Raw genomic sequence first — 16,311 nt, 5'->3', positions numbered from 1 at the left:
CGGCGGGGAGTCCGGTGTTCCCCCGGCTCCGCGGGCGGTGGTCCCGTGACCCGTTCCGGGTCCGGCGGCCTCCTCCTCCGTCCCCGTACGGCTCACACACGCGCAAAGCGGGGCACGGAGTTGTTGGCCTGCGGCGTAGCCGGCCGGGGCCGAGTCGCCTAGGTTGGCGGATCTTGACCCCTGCTGAGGGAGATGCTCGATGAGACGGTGGGCCACTCTGGTCGCGGCGGCGCTGGTCGGCTCGATGCTGCCGGTGGGGACGGCTCAGGCGGCCAAGGCGCCGCCGTCCCCGGTGACGGCGTTGAAACGGCACTTCACCGAGCACGTGGGACTGCGCATCTCCGACGTCGGCCGGGTCTACAAGGACGGCAAGGCGGTCGTCACCATCTGGCGCAGGGGCAAGGTGGAGTTCGACGCCTCAGGGGTGTACGCCACGGACACCACCGGCCGGACGGAGGCGGGGCGCGGGGCCGTCAAGGAGTTCGAGAACCTGACCGGCCAGAACGTCGGGTCGACCAGGGTGATCTGCTTCCCGAACGAGGCCTACCTCTCCGGGCCGGGCTACGAGACGTGGCTGCCCGAGGGCAAGCACTGGCTGGGGCTGATCGGCCCGGAGAACATCAAGCAGACCGCGACGTTCCCGCAGATCGTGAACGTCTTCGAGCCCGCGACCCTGGGCACCCTGCTCTCCCACGCCGCGGTGAAGCGCAGGCTCGCCTCCGGCACCTATCTGCAGGGCGCGGTCACCCTGCGCACGCTGTACAAGGTCTCCCCCTCGCTCCGCGACCGGCTCGCCGGGCCGCCCAAGGGCAAGAGCGCCAGGATCCCCGTCGGGTTCCGCCTCTGGCTCGACCGCTCGAACCTGGTCCGCCGCCTGACGACCACCTGGAAGCAGCCCGCCGGCAAGACGCCCACGACCACGGTCGCCGACACCCGCTACACCTCCTGGGGCTCGGACGTCACCCTCACGCCCCCGCCCCCCGAGGACACCGCCGACGCCGGCCGGGTCGGCGGCGACTTCTCCCCGCCCCCCACCCTTCCGATCGGCTGACCCGCCCCTCCTTTTCCACAGCCGTTCCTCCTTTTCCACAATCGACTGCTTTCTGCGACGACGAGGAGGCTCCCGAGGGCCTGGCCGGGCTGAGCCTTCCCAGGCCCATGCTGGGGTTCAACGGCATGCGAGGAGTCCGTCCGGGGCCGCCGTCCGGGAGGCCCATCGAATCCTCGCGGGCCCCTCGCAGGGCCCTCGTCAGGTCAGAGCTTCTCCAGCGGGGCGTAGGCCAGCACCAGGGTCTTGGCCCCGCCGCTGCCGAAGTCGATCTTCGCCTTGTCGCCGTCGCACGAGACGACCGTGCCCAGGCCGTACTGGTCGTGGGTGACGCGGTCGCCCGGCTTCAGGTTGGGGACGGCGCGGCCGCCCTTCCTGGCGGCGGCCGTACGGGAGGGCTCGCGGCGGGCGGTGGCGGCGCTCCAGGCGTTCTTTCCCGGGTCGGTGCGCCAATCGAGCAGCTCGGTGGGGATCTCGCCGACGAACCGGGAGGCCGGGTTGAAGGACGGCGCCCCCCACGAGCTGCGGACCGCCGCCCGTGACACGTAGAGGCGGCGCTCGGCCCGGGTGATGCCGACGTAGGCCAGGCGGCGCTCCTCCTCCAGCTCCTTCGGCTCGCCCATGGAGCGCATGTGCGGGAAGACGCCGTCCTCCATCGCGGTCAGGAAGACCACGGGGAACTCCAGGCCCTTGGCGGTGTGCAGGGTCATCAGCGTGACGACGCCCTGTCCCCCGTCGCTCGCCGGGATCTGGTCGGCGTCGGCCACCAGCGAGACCTGCTCCAGGAACTCCACGAGCGTGCCCTCGGGGTTGGCCTCCTCGAACTCCGAGGCCACCGAGATCATCTCGTCCAGGTTCTCCAGGCGGCTCTCGTCCTGGGGGTCTCCGGAGTTCTCCAGCTCGGCCCGGTAACCGGTACCGGCCAGGACCTCCTGGGCCAGCACCGAGGGGGGCACGCCCTCGGCCTTGAGGATCAGGCCGTCCAGGAGCGCGACGAACTCCTTGATCGCGTTGACCGAGCGGGTGGCCATGCCCGGGGCCTCGTCCGCCCGGCGCAGCGCGTCGACGAACGGGATCCGCTCGCGGGCGGCGAACGCCTCGATCATCGCCTCGGCGCGGTCGCCGATGCCGCGCTTGGGCACGTTGAGGATCCGGCGCAGCGAGACCACGTCGCCGGGGTTGGCCAGCACCCGCAGGTAGGCCAGCAGGTCGCGGACCTCCTTGCGCTCGTAGAAGCGCACACCGCCCACGACCTTGTACGGCAGGCCGGTGCGGATGAAGGTCTCCTCGAAGACACGCGAGGCGGCGTTGGTGCGGTAGAAGACGGCCACCTGACCGGGGACCACGCCCTCCTCGTCGGCGAGCCGGTCGACCTCCTGCGCCACGAACATGGCCTCGTCGTGCTCGTCGTCGGCGACGTAGCCCACGATCTTCGGGCCGGCGCCCTGGTCGGACCAGAGGTTCTTGGGCTTGCGGCTCTCGTTGCGGGAGATCACCGCGTTGGCGGCCGACAGGATGGTCTGGGTGGAGCGGTAGTTCTGCTCCAGCAGGATCGTCCGGGCGTCGGGGTAGTCGCGTTCGAACTCCAGGATGTTGCGGATCGTCGCGCCGCGGAAGGCGTAGATCGACTGGTCGGCGTCGCCCACCACGCACAGCTCCGCGGGGGCGATCCCCGCCGAGCCCTCCCTGACCAGGTCGCCGTCGGCGGTGCGCAGCTCGGGGGTGCCCACGAGCTCGCGGATCAGGGTGTACTGCGCGTGGTTGGTGTCCTGGTACTCGTCGACGAGGACGTGCCGCCAGCGGCGGCGGTAGTGCTCGGCCACGTCGGGGAAGATCTGCAGCAGCGTGACCGTGAGCATGATCAGGTCGTCGAAGTCCATCGCGCCGGCCTCGGTCAGCCGCTGCTGGTAGGTGCGGTAGGCCTCGGCGAGCGTGCGCTCCATGTGCGTGGACGCCTGGTCCAGGGCGGTCTCGTAGTCGATCAGCTCGTTCTTGAAGTTGCTGACCTGCGCGGAGAAGGAACGCGGCGGATAGCGCTTGGGGTCGAGGTCCATCTCGCGGCAGACCATCGCCATCAGGCGCTGGGAGTCGGCCTGGTCGTAGATGGAGAACCCGGAGGGGAAGCCCAGCCGCCTGGCCTCGCGGCGCAGGATCCGCACGCACGCGCTGTGGAAGGTCATCACCCACATCGCCGCCGAGCGCGGCCCGACGAGCTTGTCGACCCGCTCCTTCATCTCCTTGGCGGCCTTGTTGGTGAAGGTGATCGCCAGGATCTCCTGCGGGTGCGCCCCCCGCTCGGCCAGCAGGTAGGCCACCCGGTGGGTCAGCACCCGCGTCTTGCCCGAACCGGCGCCCGCGACGATGAGCAGCGGGCTGCCGTGGTGCACGACGGCCTCGCGCTGTTGAGGATTGAGTCCGTCGAGCAACGGATGGGTCATAGAAGCGGCTGGGATCGACACGTCCCCTAGGTTAAGGCGGTTCGCCGACAACCGTGCCCGGGAGAGGGGAAGGAATCGAACGGACTTTCCCGCGGTTGTGATCGATGGCCGGGAACGTGAAGATCGGAAGGACCCCGCATGCCGTCTGACAACGAGATCACCCGGGTGCTCGCGGTGACCGCGCACCCGGATGACGTCGACTTCGCCGCCGCGGGGACCATCGCGCAGTTCACCGACAGGGGCGTCGAGGTGACCTACTGCATCGTCACCGACGGCGACGCGGGCGGCTTCGACCGCGAGCTGGACAACGGCGGGATGGCCGGGCTCCGCCGCGCCGAGCAGACCGCCGCCGCCAAGATCGTGGGGGTGCACGACCTGCGCTTCCTCGGTTACCGGGACGGGGTCGTGGAGCAGAGCCTGGACCTGCGGCGTGACATCACCCGGGTCATCCGCCAGGTCCGCCCCGATCTGGTGATCACCCACACCCCCGAGCGCAACTACGCGTTCATCGCCCCCAGCCACCCCGACCACCGCGCGGTCGGCGGCGCCACCCTCGACGCCGTCTATCCCGACGCCCGCAACCCCTACGCCTTCCCCGCTCTGCTGCTGGAGGAGGGACTGGAGGCGTGGACGGTCCCGGAGGTCTGGCTGAACGGCGGCGAGTCCCCCGACCACCACGTGGACGTCACCGGCGCCTTCGACCGCAAGCTCGCCGCGCTGCGCGCGCACGCCAGCCAGGTCGGCCACATCGAGGGCTTCGAGGACAACGTGCGCGCCCGCTTCTCCTTCCTGGCAAGGAACGCGGGCTTCGGCGACGGCCGCTACGTCGAGTCCTTCAAGCGGGTCCCCACCCCCTGAGGGATCCCGGCCCCGGCGGGACCGCGACCGCCCGGCGCGGGGCGGACGGGGCCGCGTCCGGGGGGTGGGGGATGCTCTTGTCCCGTGAGCACCATCGCCGTCTCCCCGGCCACCGCCGTCGTCGTGGTCCTGTTGTCGCTCGCGGGCGCCGCCGTCTCCGTGCTCGGCCGGCTCGGGCACGGCGGGGCCGTGCTGACCGCGTGCCTGCGCGCCGTCGTCCAGCTCGGCGCGGTCTCGCTGATCATCGTGTGGGCGGCCCGGCGGCCGCTCGCGTCGGCCGCCTTCATTCTGGTCATGTACGGCGTGGCGAGCGTGACCGCGGGGCGCAGGATCATCCCGGGCCGGGCGGCCTGGTGGGCCGCCGTCCCCATCGGGGCCGGGAGCCTGCCGGTCTTCCTGCTCCTGGCCGGGACCGGGACCGTCCCGCCGCAGGGCCTCGCCCTGATCCCCGTCGCGGGCATCCTGCTGGGAGGGTGCCTGACGGCCACGGCGCTGGCGGGGCGCCGGGCGGCCGACGAGCTCATCCAGCGGCGCGGCGAGGTGGAGGCGGCGCTCTCGCTGGGCTTCTCCGGCCGGGACGCGGCGCTGGAGATCTGCCGCCCGGCGGCGGCGCAGGCGCTGGTCCCCGCCCTCGACCAGACGAGGACCGTGGGCCTCGTCACGCTGCCGGGAGCCTTCGTGGGCATGCTGCTGGGCGGGGCAGACCCGATCCACGCGGGGGTGGTGCAGCTGGTCGTGCTGGTCGCGCTGCTGGCCGCCGAGGCGGTGGCCGTACTGGTCACGGTGGAGCTGGTGGCCCGCGGCCTCCTCACCGGGGAGGCGCCGCCCTCCTGAGGCCGCGGCCCCCTGCGGGCGCGCGCCTCACGGGTCCTTCGGGGCGATCTTGGCGAAGAGGTAGCCCAGCGAGTTGGTGGCGATGTGCAGCCCCGAGGGCGCGACGAGGCCGTGGTGGCGGCGCAGCTCGCAGAACAGGATCCCGGCCAGCGCGGTGAAGACGACCGACCCGGCCACCACCCGCGCCACCTCCGCGGGCTCCATGGCCCGCTCCCCCGCCCGGCGCTCGCCCGCTGCCTCCGGCCGCTCTCCCGGTTCCCCCGCCGGGTGCTCGCCCGCGCCTTCCGGCGGCTCCTCCATCTCCATCACATGGGCCAGCGCGGGGTTGGCCCTGCTCATGTCGATCGCGGGCAGGATGTGCCAGAGGCCGAACAGGGCCGAGGAGACCCCGGTGGCCGTGAGCGTCCCGTGGGAGCGGGCCAGCAGGCCGTACAGCACCCCGCGGAAGCCCACCTCCTCCAGCAGGACCGTGCCGAACGGCACCTGGACCAGGGCCTCCTCCAGCACGCGGGGCCACGACAGGGCCAGGGCGCGCTCGTCGCGGAAGAACCGGCGGGTGGCGGGGATCGCGATGCCCACGCCGTACACCCCGGCGACGGCGGCGGCCAGCGCCCCGCCGACCTTCAGGCCGCGCGCGCCGTCCCGGAAGCCCAGCTCAGGCCAGGAGAGCCCGGACCCGCGGGCCATGGCGAGCATCGCCCCCGTCGCCGCGGCCGAGGTGGCCGGGGCCAGGCGGGGCGCGACCCGGTTGTTGAGCACGTTGGCCGCCACCATCACGCCCACCACGCCGGCGAGCGTCTTCGCGGACGCGCGGGAAGCGGATGTGCGGGAAGCGGACGTCGCCGTCGGCGAGGGGCGCGTGACCGCCGCGAGGAGAGCCGCCCCGCCCGGCGAATTCCGCACGGTCGCCGCGAGGCGGGCCGCCCCTCCGGGCAGGGCCCGCACGGCCGCGGTGAGGCGGTTCATCCCGCCGCCCTGCGACGCCATCCGGCCGGGAAGCGCAGGCCGCGCCGTTCCTTCACAGTGAGACCTCCCCAGATCCCCTCGGGCTCGCCCGCCCGTACGGCGTAGGCGCGGCAGTCGTCCATCACCGGGCAGCGGGCGCAGACCGCCTTCGCCCGCGCCTCCTGCTCCGCCGACGGCGACAACGGGAAGAACAGCTCCGGATCACTCCCCCGGCAGGCGCTCCGCACGGCCCAGCCGATCTCGCGGACGTTCATCCGCATGAGACATCACCCCCTGGTGGATCACCGGCCATCAGACTAGGCGGCCCCCGGACCTGCGACATCAGCCTTCCGGCGGATTCCGGGGTAACCACGGCGAGGTATCCGCGGCGCACGCGCGGATGACGGGCTCAAGCCGTGGGCCAGGTGTGGACGGGCTCGTTGCCGTGCATGTGCTCCATGTACAGCAGGGTCATCCGGCGCAGCGCCTCGTACCTGTCGCCCTTGTCGAGTGCCTCCACCGTGTCCGTCTGCCAGCGCGCCCCGGTCCTGCCCGTCACGCACCGCCGCTCGACGATCCCGAGCAACCGGTCCCGCGGCTCGGGGTCCACCCCCCACAGATCCAGCCCCTCGTAGGCGAGCGGGAGCAGGTGGCGCAGGACGAGCTCGGAGGCGGGCGCCTCGCCCAGGCCCGGCCAGTAGAGCCGGGCGTCCATCCCGTGGCGGGCGGCGGTGTTCAGGTTGTCCTCGGCCGCGGCGAAGGACATGCGCGTCCACACCGGGCGGTCGGCGTACGGCAGGACCCGCATGAGCCCGTAGAAGAAGGCGGCGTTGGCGGCGATGTCCGCCACCGACGGACCCGCGGGCAGCACCCGGTTCTCCACCCGGAGGTGGGGTACGCCGTCCACGACCGCGTAGACCGGCCGGTTCCACCGGTAGACGGTCCCGTTGTGCAGGGTGAGCTCGTCGAGCTGCGGGGCCCTGCCCCTGGCCAGCTCCTGCCTCGGGTCGGTGTCCTCGCACAGAGGCAGCAGCGTGGAGAAGTAGCGCACGTTCTCCTCGAACAGGTCGAAGACCGAGGTGATCCACTGCTCGCCGAACCACACCCTCGGCCGCACGCCCTGGGCCTTCAGCTCGACGGTGCGGGTGTCGACCGCCTGCTGGAACAGAGGGATCCTGGTCTCCTGCCACAGGCGCCTGCCGAATGCGAACGGCGCGTTGGCCGCCACCGCCACCTGCACGCCCGCGATGGTCTGCGCCGCGTTCCAGTGGGCGGCGAACGCCTCGGGGCTGACCTGGAGATGGAGCTGGGTGCTGGTGCAGCTGGCGGGGGCGATGCTGTCGGCGTAGGTGTCCAGGACCTCCTCACCCTCGATGAACAGGTGGAGGTCCTCGCCCAGGGCCGCGAAGATCTGCTCGTTGAGCAGGTGATAGCGCGGGTTGGCCGACAGCGTGCCCTCGTTGAGGTCGCCCTCCCGCAGCGTGGGCAGGGTGCCGATCATCATGATCCGCCCGCCGACCGTGCGCGCCCGCTCCTCGGCGCGGTTGAGCCGGTCCCGGACGCCCTGCTCCAGCCGCGCGGCGCCGTCCCCCTCAAGGGACTCGGGCACGACGTTGATCTCGACGTTGAACTGGCCCAGCTCGGTGGACCAGTCGGGCTCGGCGATGGCGGCCAGCACCTCGGCGTTCTTCATCGCGGGCTCGCCGCGCTCGTCCACCAGGTTGAGCTCGATCTCCAGCCCGGCCTTCGGTTGCTCGAAGTCGAAGCGGGAGTCGTTGAGCATCTGCGCGAGGACGTCGAGACAGACATGGATCTTGTCCCGGTAACGTTTCCGGTCTTCCCGGCTGAACACCATTGCGGGTACGTCACGGCCCATATTCCGCAGATTCGCACACGAGATGCGCGCCGTACATGGTCGTGAAGGTCACCTGGCCGTTGTGCCGCCGCGGGTCCGGGGCCGCCGGGGCTAGACCAGCCGGCGGGCGGTGGCCCAGCGGGAGAGCTCGTGGCGGTTGGAGAGCTGGAGCTTGCGCAGCACGGACGAGACGTGGGTCTCGACGGTCTTGACGGAGATGAACAGCTCCTTGGCGATCTCCTTGTAGGCGTAGCCCCGGGCGATCAGCCGCAGGACCTCGCGCTCGCGCTGGGTCAGGGAGTCCAGCTCGGGATCGATCGGCGGGGCCTCGGTGGAGGCGAAGGCGTCCAGCACGAACCCGGCCAGCCGCGGGGAGAAGACCGCGTCGCCCTCGGCCACCCGGCGGATGGCGTCGGTGAGCTCGCGGCCGCTGATCGTCTTGGTGACGTAGCCCCGGGCGCCGCCCCGGATCACGCCGATGACGTCCTCGGCGGCGTCGGAGACCGACAGGGCGAGGAAGCGGACCTGTGAGCCCGAGCCCAGGACGCGGCGCAGGACCTCCTGGCCGCCGCCGCCGGGCATGTGCACGTCGAGCAGGACGACGTCGGGCTGGAGCTCGGCGATCGTCTTCACCGCGGACTCCACGTCCTCGGCCTCGCCGATCACCTCGATGGACTCGCCCAGCTCGGCCCGGACCCCGGAGCGGAACAGCCGGTGGTCGTCGACGATCAGGACTCTGACGTTGCCCATGTGCTTCCTCACCGATCCTCGTTCACTTCGCTGAACGCCCCCGCCGCCCGCGGCCCGAGGGTCACGAGCTCTCCAGCTTCATGGTCAACATCACTTCCGTACCCTCGCCGAGCTCGGTCCGCACGCGGGCGCTGCCCCCGTTGCGCTCCATCCTCCCGATGATCGACTGGCGGATCCCCATCCGGTCCTCGGGCACCTCGCTCATGTCGAAACCGACGCCCCGGTCCCGGACGAAGACGGTGACCTCGCCCGGCTCCACCTCCGCGTAGACGGAGACGGCCGGTGAGCCGGAGTATTTCGCGGCGTTGACCATCGCCTGGCGTGCGGCCTGCATCATTGCGGACAGTTCAGGCGTCAACGGGCAGTCTCCCACGCAGACGACCTCGATCGGCACCCCGTGGGCGTCCTCCTCCTCGGCGGCGACCCGCCGTACGGCCGCGGCCACCGACGCGTCGGCGTCCTGCTTGGGCTGGTACAGCCAGTTGCGCAGCTCGCGCTCCTGGGAGCGGGCGAGCCTCATCACCTCGCGGGAGTCCTGCGCGTTGCGCTGGATCAGCGTCAGCGTGTGCAGCACCGAGTCGTGCACGTGCGCGGCGAACTCCGCCCGCTCCTCCTGCCGGATGCGCTCGCGCCGCTCGCGCTGGAGCTCCTTCCACAGCCCCGCCAGCCAGGGCGCGGCGATGAGCGCGACGCCGCCCACGACCACGAGCGTGAACACGAAGCCGGGCTGGGCCTTGCCCAGCTCGTCGTTGAGGGCCAGGAACCCGATCGCGCCGACGACCACGAGCACCAGGCCCGCGATCGTGCGGACCCAGTTCTTGCGCGCCTGCCCCACCGTCGAGTCCATCCAGCGCCGCCGCCGGTCCGGGTCGGCCTGCTGCCACAGGATCAGCGAACCGATCCCGCCGACCGCGATCGGCCAGGCGCCGATCCCGCCGGCCGAGGCGCCGGTGAGCCAGCCCAGGGCCATCAGCGCCAGGGCGATCGCGCCGTAGGCGGCGATCTGGCTCCAGTCGCGTCCGGGCTCCCTGCCCTCGTACGGCGCGCGCGGGGTGAACATCCACAGCGCCGCGTACGCCACGGCGCCGATCCCGTCGAGCACCGTGAGCAGCACGAAGGCCAGCCGCAGCACCACCGGGTCGAGCCTGAGCTGGTCGGCCACGCCCTGGGCCACGCCGGCCACCAGCCGTCCCTCCACCGGCCTGATCAGCCGCAGGAGGTCGGTGCCCCCGGAGGTCGCGGGTGCCGCGTCGTTGGATGTCTTGTCCGCGGCGGGTCCGCGCGACGTCTGTCGGTCAGCCATAACTCCGTCATCGTCACACGTCCCGGCGGCCCGGCGCATCGGGACTTCCCCTGGCGCACCCCTGAGAACGACCCCCCTCATCGGGGACGACTCAGGGGTGTCCCGGATGCGGACGGACCGGGAGAGGGGCCACGATGAGAACATGACCGACACCGGGAGCCCCCAGGACCCGGCGAGCATCTCGCCCGACCCGCCGTCCGCCGTCGCCGCCGGCGAGGAGCGCAGGCTCCGCCGCAGCAGTGAGGGACGCATCCTGACGGGGGTGTGCGCGGGCCTGGGCCGTTACTCCCGGGTCGATCCGGTGCTCTTCCGCGTCGGCTTCGCGATGCTGGTGCTCGCCTCGGGCGTCGGCGTCATCCTCTACATCGCGGCGTTCCTGCTGATGCGGGAGCCCGACGGCGCTCCCGGCCACATGGAGCAGTGGACGCGGCGCGACTTCGACGCCGAGACCGTCATGGCCTTGCTGACCGGCGTCTTCGCCTTCGGCCTGGTCATCAACCTGAGTTCCGGCGACTTCGGCACGCCCACCCTCGTGGTGGGCACCGTGTTCGCCGTCGCCCTCCTCACCGCCCACGCCCGCGGCGTCGACCTGCTGGCCCTGGCCAGGACGCTGCCCGAGCGGCTGCGCAGCGCGCGCCGCACCGGTCCCGCGGCGGCCCCGCGGCCGGTGGCCGGGCATCCGGAGCAGGACCCCGCCGGCTTCCCGCCGCCCGCGCCCCCGCACGCCGCATATCCGCATCTCGCGGGCCCGGGCGCCCCGCCCCCGCCGATGCCGCCGTACATCCCTCCGCCGCCGGGCCCCGTCCCGCCGCAGACCGCACGCCCGGACGCCGGCTCCCCGGCCGCAGCGTCGGAATCCGCCCCGCCGCAGGCCGCAGGCCCGGACGCCGGCTCCCCGATCGCCGCGTCGCCGGGCCCCGCGTCTCCGGGTGCCGACAGCCGCTTCACCGCAGCCGAGCGCGACCTCGCCGAGCGGAGCCGGCTGGTCGACGAGGCGATCTCCGCCGCGCACGCCCGCATGGCCGCGGCGCGCGACAGGCTCGCCGCCCGGCCGCCCTCGGGGCCGGCGGACGGCGGTCCCCGGGTGCCGCCCGCGGAGCCGGGCTCCGGTCCCCGCGATCCCTATCCGGCCTCCCCCGCCGGTCCCCACCCGGGCCCGGGAGCCCAGCCGAGGCTCACGCCCTCGTACGACTCCTCCGGCGAGCCCTTCGCCCCGTACGGCCCCTACCGGCCGCTGGACCCCCGCCGGGGGCCCTCGCCGCAGATCCCCTACGACCTCGCCGAGTACGGCCGGCGGATGGCGCCGCAGCCCCGGCCGAAGCAGCCGCGGGCCTTCATCGGGACCATCACGATATTCCTGGCCATGATCATTGGAGGGGTCATCATGGCGGTCCAGTCCGCTTCCGGCTCGATCAACATGACGGTCGTCGGAAGCGCGATGCTCATCACCATCGGCGGTGGGCTCCTGGTCGCCGCCTGGTTCGGGCGGGGGGCCGCCCTGGTCGCGGCGGGCACCGCCGTGTCCCTCCTCCTGATCGCGGGGTCCGCCATGAGCGACATTCCGAAGAAGTTCGGCAGCTACGACTGGGCGCCGGCCACCACGTCGGAGATCGCCGGGACCTACACGGTGGGCGTCGGCGAGGGCACCCTGGACCTCGGCGACCTGACGTTCGCGCCGGGCTCGCGGACGGTCATCGAGGCGTCGGTGTCGGTCGGCCAGATCAGCGTCATCCTGCCGCCGACCGTCAGGGCCGAGGTCACCGGATACGCCAAGCTCGGCGACGTCGAGATCGACCACTCGGTGCAGGGCGGCGCGGACGTCAGGCACGAGAAGGTGCTGGAGCCCGAGGTGACCCCTGCGGGCGAGGTGGCGACCATCGTGCTGACCGTCAAGGCCGGCGTCGGAGACGTGGAGGTGACCCGTGCGGCCTGACCCGCGTTCCACCGGCCCGGTGCCGGTGCGGAGCCGCTGGCACCGCACGGACTGGATGGCCCTGCTCAGCGGCGCCCTGTTCATCACGGTCGGGATCCTGTTCATCACCGTGCCGGGGCTGGGACCGATCGTCATGCTCCCGGTCGTCCTCGGCGGCCTCGCCTTCTCCGGGTTCGTCGCCATCATCGCCCGCTCGATCCGGCGCAAGTGAGACCGGCCGCGCTCCGCGACCGGTCTCACGGGTCCAGGCGTTAGAATCGCAGGATGCTCGCCCTGGAGTTCGTCAGCACCGTCCGCGCCACGCGGAGCGGTCCGGTGGACACGCTGTCCGACGTGGCGGGGATGACCGCCTGGGCCCGCGAGCACGCCGCCGGGCTGGGGATCGGCCCGGGGTTCACCGCCACCGAGGATCTGCGCCGCGAGGTGGTCGAGCTGCGGCAGGCCGTGCGCGCCCTGTTCGCCCGCGCCGTCGCGCCGGACCCGGCCAGCGGCGCCGACGCCCACCGCCTCCCGGGGTTCGCCGAATCGCTCGACCTGGTCAACGCCGCCGCGCTGGCCGTACCGCTGGCCCCGCGCCTGGAGTGGCCGGACGCGGGCGCGCCGGTGGCCAGGACCGTCCCCGCCACCGAGGCCGCCTGGTCGCCGCGCATCCGCGCCGCTCTCGCCGCCTCGGCGATCGCCCTGCTGGCCGGTCCCGAGCGCGAGCGGCTGCGGACCTGCCCGGCCCCGCGCTGCGTGCTCTATTTCGTCAAGGAGCACGCCCGCCAGGAGTGGTGCTCGGTCGGCTGCGGCAACCGCGCCCGCGCCGCCCGCCACTACCACCAGCACAAGGCCCGCTGACCGCCGGACCGGGGCCTTCGGGCACGGCCACGGCCGGCGACCACCACTGCCGCGACCGCCGGGCTCGCGGTCTCCGGTTCACGCTCTCGGGCTCGCTTCCACCGCCTCACCGCCGGGCGCGGTGGACCGCCTGCCCCAGCGGAGCAGGTGGTCGTGGACGGCCGCGACCGCGCGCTGGGCCGTCGCCCCCTCTCTGACGGCGAGGAACAGGGTGTTGATCGGCGGCAGCTCGGGCCCGGCGAGCGGGACGAGCGTCCCGGCCGCCAGTTCCTCCTCGCACAGATAGCGGGGCACCACCGACATCCCCGCGCCCGCCGCCACGGCGGCCAGGACCCCGCGCAGGTCGGGCATCACCAGAGCGGCGGACATGACCGGCCGGGTTCCGAACACGGTCCGCCAGTAGCGCCGGATGACCGGCAGGTCCTCGGCGTAGGCGACCACCGGCACCCCCGCCAGCCGGGCCGCGTCCGGAGCCCCCGGCCCGGCACCCGCCCGCCGCCCACCGGCCCCGCCCTGATCCACCGAGGCTTCCGCACCGCCGGCCCCGCCCTGATCCGCCGCGGGTGCCGCGCGGCCGGCCCAGCGGGGAGCGGCCACCAGGACGAACTCCTCGTCCAGCAGGGGGGTGGCGTGCACGCCGCGGCGGCGGGGGCGGACCGCGGAGACGACGAGGTCGAGGGTGCCGGCGGCGAGCAGGTCGAGCAGGTCGTCGGCGAGGCCGAGCTCGACGCGGATCCGCATGCCGCCGGCGATCAGCGGGGCGAGCACGCCCATGACGCGGGCGGACATCAGCTCGGCGGGCCCGCCCAGGTGGACGGCGCGGCCGGGCGCCTGCGGGTCCAGATCGGCGCCGACCGCCTCAGCCAGCGCGTCGAGGGGCCCGGCGAGCCGCCGGGCCAGCTCGTCGGCGGCGGCCGTGGGGGCGACCCCGCGCGGCAGGCGGTCGAACAACCGGCGCTCCAGCACCGCCTCCAACGCCTTGACCTGGGCGCTCACCGTCGGCTGGGCCAGCCCCAGGGTGTGCGCGGCGGCGGTGACGGACCCCGTGCGGTACACCGCCAGGAAGGTGCGCAGCAGGTCCAGCGATACGGCCATCCGCCGGTTCTCCCATCGCAATTCTGATACCTGGGGATAGTCTCGGCTATTTGCTCCGATGCCTCCGCACCGGTGATGCTCGATGCATGACCAAGCGCATTCTCACCATCCTGACCAGCCACGACCGGCTCGGCGAGACCGGCCGGAGCACCGGGTTCTACGTGTCGGAGGCCGCCCACCCGTGGCAGGTCTTCCGTACCTCCGGATTCGAGGTGGAACTGGCCAGCGTCGCGGGCGGCGAGCCCCCGCAGGACGGCTACGACCCCGCCGACGCCGTGCAGAAGGAGTTCCTGGAGGTGTACGGCGAGCGGCTGCGCAAGACCCCGCGCGTCGCGGACCTCGACCCGGGCGACTACGACGCCGTCTTCTTCGCCGGCGGCCACGGCACCGTGTGGGACTTCCCCGGCGACCGGGACCTCGCCGGGTTCGCCCGGTCCGTCTACGAGAACGGCGGGGTGGTGGCCGCCGTGTGCCACGGCCCGTCGGCCCTGGTGAACCTCACCCTGTCGGACGGCACCCACCTGGTCGCGGGCAGGCGTGTGGCCGCCTTCACCAACGCCGAGGAGGAGGCGGTCGGGCTCACCGGGACGGTGCCGTTCCTGCTGCAGGACGCCCTCACCGAGCGCGGCGCCCTGCACTCCTCGGCCCCCGACTTCGAGCCGCACGTCGTGCGCGACGGCCGGCTGGTGACCGGCCAGAACCCGGCGAGCGCCACCGGAACCGCCGAGGAGGTCGTGGTCGCCCTCGGCGAGAAGTGATGCGGCCGCTCATCCGACAGTGATGCAGATCACTGTCTTCTAATGCACATAGCGCATTGAATCCGTTAGTCTGTCGTCACGACGTCTAACGGATTCAGCCGTTAGAAAGCGCGACGGGAGAACCAGGATGAGCTTTCAGACCGGCCACGTGGGCCTCAACGTCTCCGACCTCGACGCCTCCAAGGACTTCTACCGGAAGGTCTTCGGCTTCGAGATCGTCGGGGAGTCGGCCGGGCAGGGCCGCCGCTACGCCTTCCTCGGGCAGGACGGCACGCTCGTGCTGACCCTGTGGCAGCAGAGCGAGGGCCGCTTCGCCACCGGCGTGCCGGGCCTGCACCACCTGTCCTTCCAGGTCCCGGACATCGAGGCGGTACGGCGGGCCGAGACCGTCATCCGGGAGCTCGGGGCCACGCTCCACCACGACGGCGTCGTCCCGCACGGCGAGGGCGCCTCCTCCGGCGGCGTCTTCTTCGAGGACCCGGACGGCATCCGGCTGGAGATCTACGCGCCCGCCGGCGCGCAGGGCCTGACGGCCCCCACCCCCGGCGCGCCCACCTGCGGCTTCTTCTAGACCGGCGACGGGCGGGAGGGACACGTCATGAGGCACGAAGGAGAGGCGGCCGTCCAGCGGCGGGCCGGGGTGCCGCGGGCCGGCGAGCTGGGATCGGTGCGGACCCGGCCGGAGATCCCGCCGGTGGCGGGCGAGTTCCTGCGCGCACAGCGGATGCTCGTCGTCGGGGCCGCCGACGCCTCCGGCCGGATCTGGGCCGGTCCCCTGACCGGTCCCACGGGGTTCGCCGGGCCCCTCGACGAACGGACGGTCGTGATCGACGCCCTCCCCGGCCCGCACGACCCGCTGGCCGGGCTGTTCGGCGCCGCGGCGGGCACGGCCGCGGGCGGGCCGTACGACGGTGTGGCGCGGGACGGCGGGCATGACCCGGACGACCGGGACGACGAGCACGACGTGGGCATGCTCGCCATCGATCCCGCGACCCGGCGGCGGATGCGGATCAACGGCAGGGCGCGCAGGGACGGCGACCGGCTCGTCGTCCGCACCGAACAGGTCTACGCCAACTGCCCCAAATACATCCGGTCCAGGACGCCCGGCGCCGACGCGGCCCCGGTGCCGGGCGGCGCGCACGTCTCCGGGGCGCTCACCGCCGGGCAGCGCGCGTGGATCGACGGTGCGGACACGTTCTTCGTCGCCACCCGCGCCGGCGGGCTCGGCGCCGACGTGTCCCACCGGGGCGGCGACCCCGGGTTCGTGCGGACGGCCGGCGCCCGGCGGCTGGTCTGGCCGGATTACCTGGGCAACTCGATGTACATGACGCTCGGCAACCTGGAGCTGGACGAGCGCTGCGGCCTGCTCTTCCTGGGGTGGGACACCGGTGACGCCCTGCACCTGACCGGCCGGGCGCGGGTGGACTGGGATCCGGGCGGCGTACCGGGGGCGGAGCGGCTGGTCGGGTTCGACGTGGAGGAGGTCGTCCACGTCCGCGGGGCGGTCCCGCTCCGCTGGGCGGCCGGGGATCATTCCCGGCACAACCCCCCGGTCATCGAGCCCGCCGCCCATCTGGCCGCGGGGGGTTGACCGCGAACAACAGGGGCGTACGTTCACGTTTGTCGGCTCTCACTTCTCCTATCCCCCCCGCGG

Annotated in this window: 16 protein-coding genes; 9 read left to right on the top strand and 7 right to left on the bottom strand. The window is 73.1% G+C overall.

Translation table 11 applies throughout. The features are described 5' to 3' along the window. Nucleotides 1–199: 199 nt before the first annotated feature. Complete coding sequence (locus tag Pta02_RS26135) at nt 200–1,051, top strand: hypothetical protein (RefSeq protein WP_203877564.1); 852 nt, start codon at nt 200–202, stop codon at nt 1,049–1,051. A 203-nt stretch (nt 1,052–1,254) separates the two neighbouring features. Here the strand turns inward: Pta02_RS26135 and pcrA are convergent, their stop codons facing one another. Next, complete coding sequence (pcrA, locus tag Pta02_RS26130; RefSeq protein ID WP_203877579.1) at nt 1,255–3,486, bottom strand: DNA helicase PcrA; 2,232 nt, start codon at nt 3,484–3,486, stop codon at nt 1,255–1,257. Between the two features lie 138 nt (nt 3,487–3,624). Between pcrA and Pta02_RS26125 the strand changes: the two genes are divergently transcribed. Both Pta02_RS26125 and Pta02_RS26120 read left to right on the top strand, forming a co-directional pair. Beyond that, nucleotides 3,625–4,344 (top strand): PIG-L deacetylase family protein, encoded by a 720-nt coding sequence (locus Pta02_RS26125; protein ID WP_203877563.1) that lies wholly within the window; start codon nt 3,625–3,627, stop codon nt 4,342–4,344. Nucleotides 4,345–4,428: 84 nt separating this feature from the next. After that, the gene (locus Pta02_RS26120; protein ID WP_203877562.1) at nt 4,429–5,178 is read left to right on the top strand and encodes an ABC transporter permease; all 750 of its coding nucleotides are present in this window, start codon (nt 4,429–4,431) and stop codon (nt 5,176–5,178) included. Between the two features lie 27 nt (nt 5,179–5,205). Here the strand turns inward: Pta02_RS26120 and Pta02_RS26115 are convergent, their stop codons facing one another. The 5 genes from Pta02_RS26115 to Pta02_RS26095 all read right to left on the bottom strand — a co-directional run bounded on the left by Pta02_RS26115 (nt 5,206) and on the right by Pta02_RS26095 (nt 10,031). After that, complete coding sequence (locus Pta02_RS26115) at nt 5,206–5,964, bottom strand: CPBP family intramembrane glutamic endopeptidase (RefSeq protein WP_239131229.1); 759 nt, start codon at nt 5,962–5,964, stop codon at nt 5,206–5,208. A gap of 176 nt (nt 5,965–6,140) precedes the next feature. Beyond that, nucleotides 6,141–6,404 (bottom strand): WhiB family transcriptional regulator, encoded by a 264-nt coding sequence (locus Pta02_RS26110; RefSeq protein ID WP_203877561.1) that lies wholly within the window; start codon nt 6,402–6,404, stop codon nt 6,141–6,143. Between the two features lie 128 nt (nt 6,405–6,532). Continuing rightward, nucleotides 6,533–7,906 (bottom strand): glutamate-cysteine ligase family protein, encoded by a 1,374-nt coding sequence (locus tag Pta02_RS26105; protein ID WP_239131228.1) that lies wholly within the window; start codon nt 7,904–7,906, stop codon nt 6,533–6,535. Between the two features lie 183 nt (nt 7,907–8,089). Beyond that, nucleotides 8,090–8,728, bottom strand: a complete 639-nt coding sequence (locus Pta02_RS26100) for a response regulator (RefSeq protein ID WP_203877559.1) — start codon at nt 8,726–8,728, stop codon at nt 8,090–8,092. A gap of 61 nt (nt 8,729–8,789) precedes the next feature. Further along, a complete protein-coding gene (locus tag Pta02_RS26095; RefSeq protein WP_203877558.1) occupies nt 8,790–10,031 on the bottom strand; it encodes a PspC domain-containing protein in 1,242 nt (413 codons plus the stop codon). A gap of 142 nt (nt 10,032–10,173) precedes the next feature. Between Pta02_RS26095 and Pta02_RS26090 the strand changes: the two genes are divergently transcribed. From Pta02_RS26090 to Pta02_RS26080, 3 genes are read left to right on the top strand one after another with little or no spacing between them, the layout of a single operon-like run. Then, nucleotides 10,174–11,964 (top strand): PspC domain-containing protein, encoded by a 1,791-nt coding sequence (locus tag Pta02_RS26090; RefSeq protein ID WP_203877557.1) that lies wholly within the window; start codon nt 10,174–10,176, stop codon nt 11,962–11,964. Continuing rightward, entirely contained in the window at nt 11,954–12,175 is a 222-nt protein-coding gene (locus Pta02_RS26085; RefSeq protein ID WP_203877580.1) for a hypothetical protein, read from the top strand. The genes Pta02_RS26090 and Pta02_RS26085 overlap by 11 nt, the downstream gene beginning before the upstream one ends. 53 nt (nt 12,176–12,228) lie before the next feature. Beyond that, a complete protein-coding gene (locus tag Pta02_RS26080; RefSeq protein WP_203877556.1) occupies nt 12,229–12,804 on the top strand; it encodes a CGNR zinc finger domain-containing protein in 576 nt (191 codons plus the stop codon). A 78-nt stretch (nt 12,805–12,882) separates the two neighbouring features. Here the strand turns inward: Pta02_RS26080 and Pta02_RS26075 are convergent, their stop codons facing one another. After that, nucleotides 12,883–13,899 (bottom strand): LysR family transcriptional regulator, encoded by a 1,017-nt coding sequence (locus Pta02_RS26075; protein ID WP_203877555.1) that lies wholly within the window; start codon nt 13,897–13,899, stop codon nt 12,883–12,885. A gap of 86 nt (nt 13,900–13,985) precedes the next feature. On the opposite strand from Pta02_RS26075, the gene Pta02_RS26070 reads away from it, so the two are divergent. From Pta02_RS26070 to Pta02_RS26060, 3 genes are all read left to right on the top strand, one after another. Further along, nucleotides 13,986–14,657, top strand: coding sequence for a type 1 glutamine amidotransferase domain-containing protein (locus tag Pta02_RS26070; protein WP_203877554.1), 672 nt, complete (start codon nt 13,986–13,988; stop codon nt 14,655–14,657). A 127-nt stretch (nt 14,658–14,784) separates the two neighbouring features. Then, nucleotides 14,785–15,228, top strand: coding sequence for a VOC family protein (locus Pta02_RS26065; protein WP_203877553.1), 444 nt, complete (start codon nt 14,785–14,787; stop codon nt 15,226–15,228). Nucleotides 15,229–15,255: 27 nt separating this feature from the next. Then, nucleotides 15,256–16,248, top strand: a complete 993-nt coding sequence (locus Pta02_RS26060) for a pyridoxamine 5'-phosphate oxidase family protein (RefSeq protein ID WP_203877552.1) — start codon at nt 15,256–15,258, stop codon at nt 16,246–16,248. The last annotated feature ends 63 nt before the right edge of the window (nt 16,249–16,311 follow it).

The organism is Paraplanobispora takensis, assembly GCF_016863195.1.
Lineage (GTDB): Bacteria > Actinomycetota > Actinomycetes > Streptosporangiales > Streptosporangiaceae > Planobispora > Planobispora takensis.
This window is presented reverse-complemented; position numbering and strand designations above follow the sequence as displayed.

Coding starts and splice junctions, on each gene's coding strand:
- Pta02_RS26075 (WP_203877555.1), bottom strand. CDS start 13,899: ATGGCCGTATCGCTGGACCTGCTGCGCACCTTCCTGGCGGTGTACCGC.
- Pta02_RS26105 (WP_239131228.1), bottom strand. CDS start 7,906: ATGCTCAACGACTCCCGCTTCGACTTCGAGCAACCGAAGGCCGGGCTG.
- Pta02_RS26135 (WP_203877564.1), top strand. CDS start 200: ATGAGACGGTGGGCCACTCTGGTCGCGGCGGCGCTGGTCGGCTCGATG.
- Pta02_RS26065 (WP_203877553.1), top strand. CDS start 14,785: ATGAGCTTTCAGACCGGCCACGTGGGCCTCAACGTCTCCGACCTCGAC.
- Pta02_RS26070 (WP_203877554.1), top strand. CDS start 13,986: ATGACCAAGCGCATTCTCACCATCCTGACCAGCCACGACCGGCTCGGC.
- Pta02_RS26110 (WP_203877561.1), bottom strand. CDS start 6,404: ATGCGGATGAACGTCCGCGAGATCGGCTGGGCCGTGCGGAGCGCCTGC.
- pcrA (WP_203877579.1), bottom strand. CDS start 3,486: ATGACCCATCCGTTGCTCGACGGACTCAATCCTCAACAGCGCGAGGCC.
- Pta02_RS26060 (WP_203877552.1), top strand. CDS start 15,256: ATGAGGCACGAAGGAGAGGCGGCCGTCCAGCGGCGGGCCGGGGTGCCG.
- Pta02_RS26080 (WP_203877556.1), top strand. CDS start 12,229: ATGCTCGCCCTGGAGTTCGTCAGCACCGTCCGCGCCACGCGGAGCGGT.
- Pta02_RS26095 (WP_203877558.1), bottom strand. CDS start 10,031: ATGGCTGACCGACAGACGTCGCGCGGACCCGCCGCGGACAAGACATCC.
- Pta02_RS26090 (WP_203877557.1), top strand. CDS start 10,174: ATGACCGACACCGGGAGCCCCCAGGACCCGGCGAGCATCTCGCCCGAC.
- Pta02_RS26100 (WP_203877559.1), bottom strand. CDS start 8,728: ATGGGCAACGTCAGAGTCCTGATCGTCGACGACCACCGGCTGTTCCGC.
- Pta02_RS26125 (WP_203877563.1), top strand. CDS start 3,625: ATGCCGTCTGACAACGAGATCACCCGGGTGCTCGCGGTGACCGCGCAC.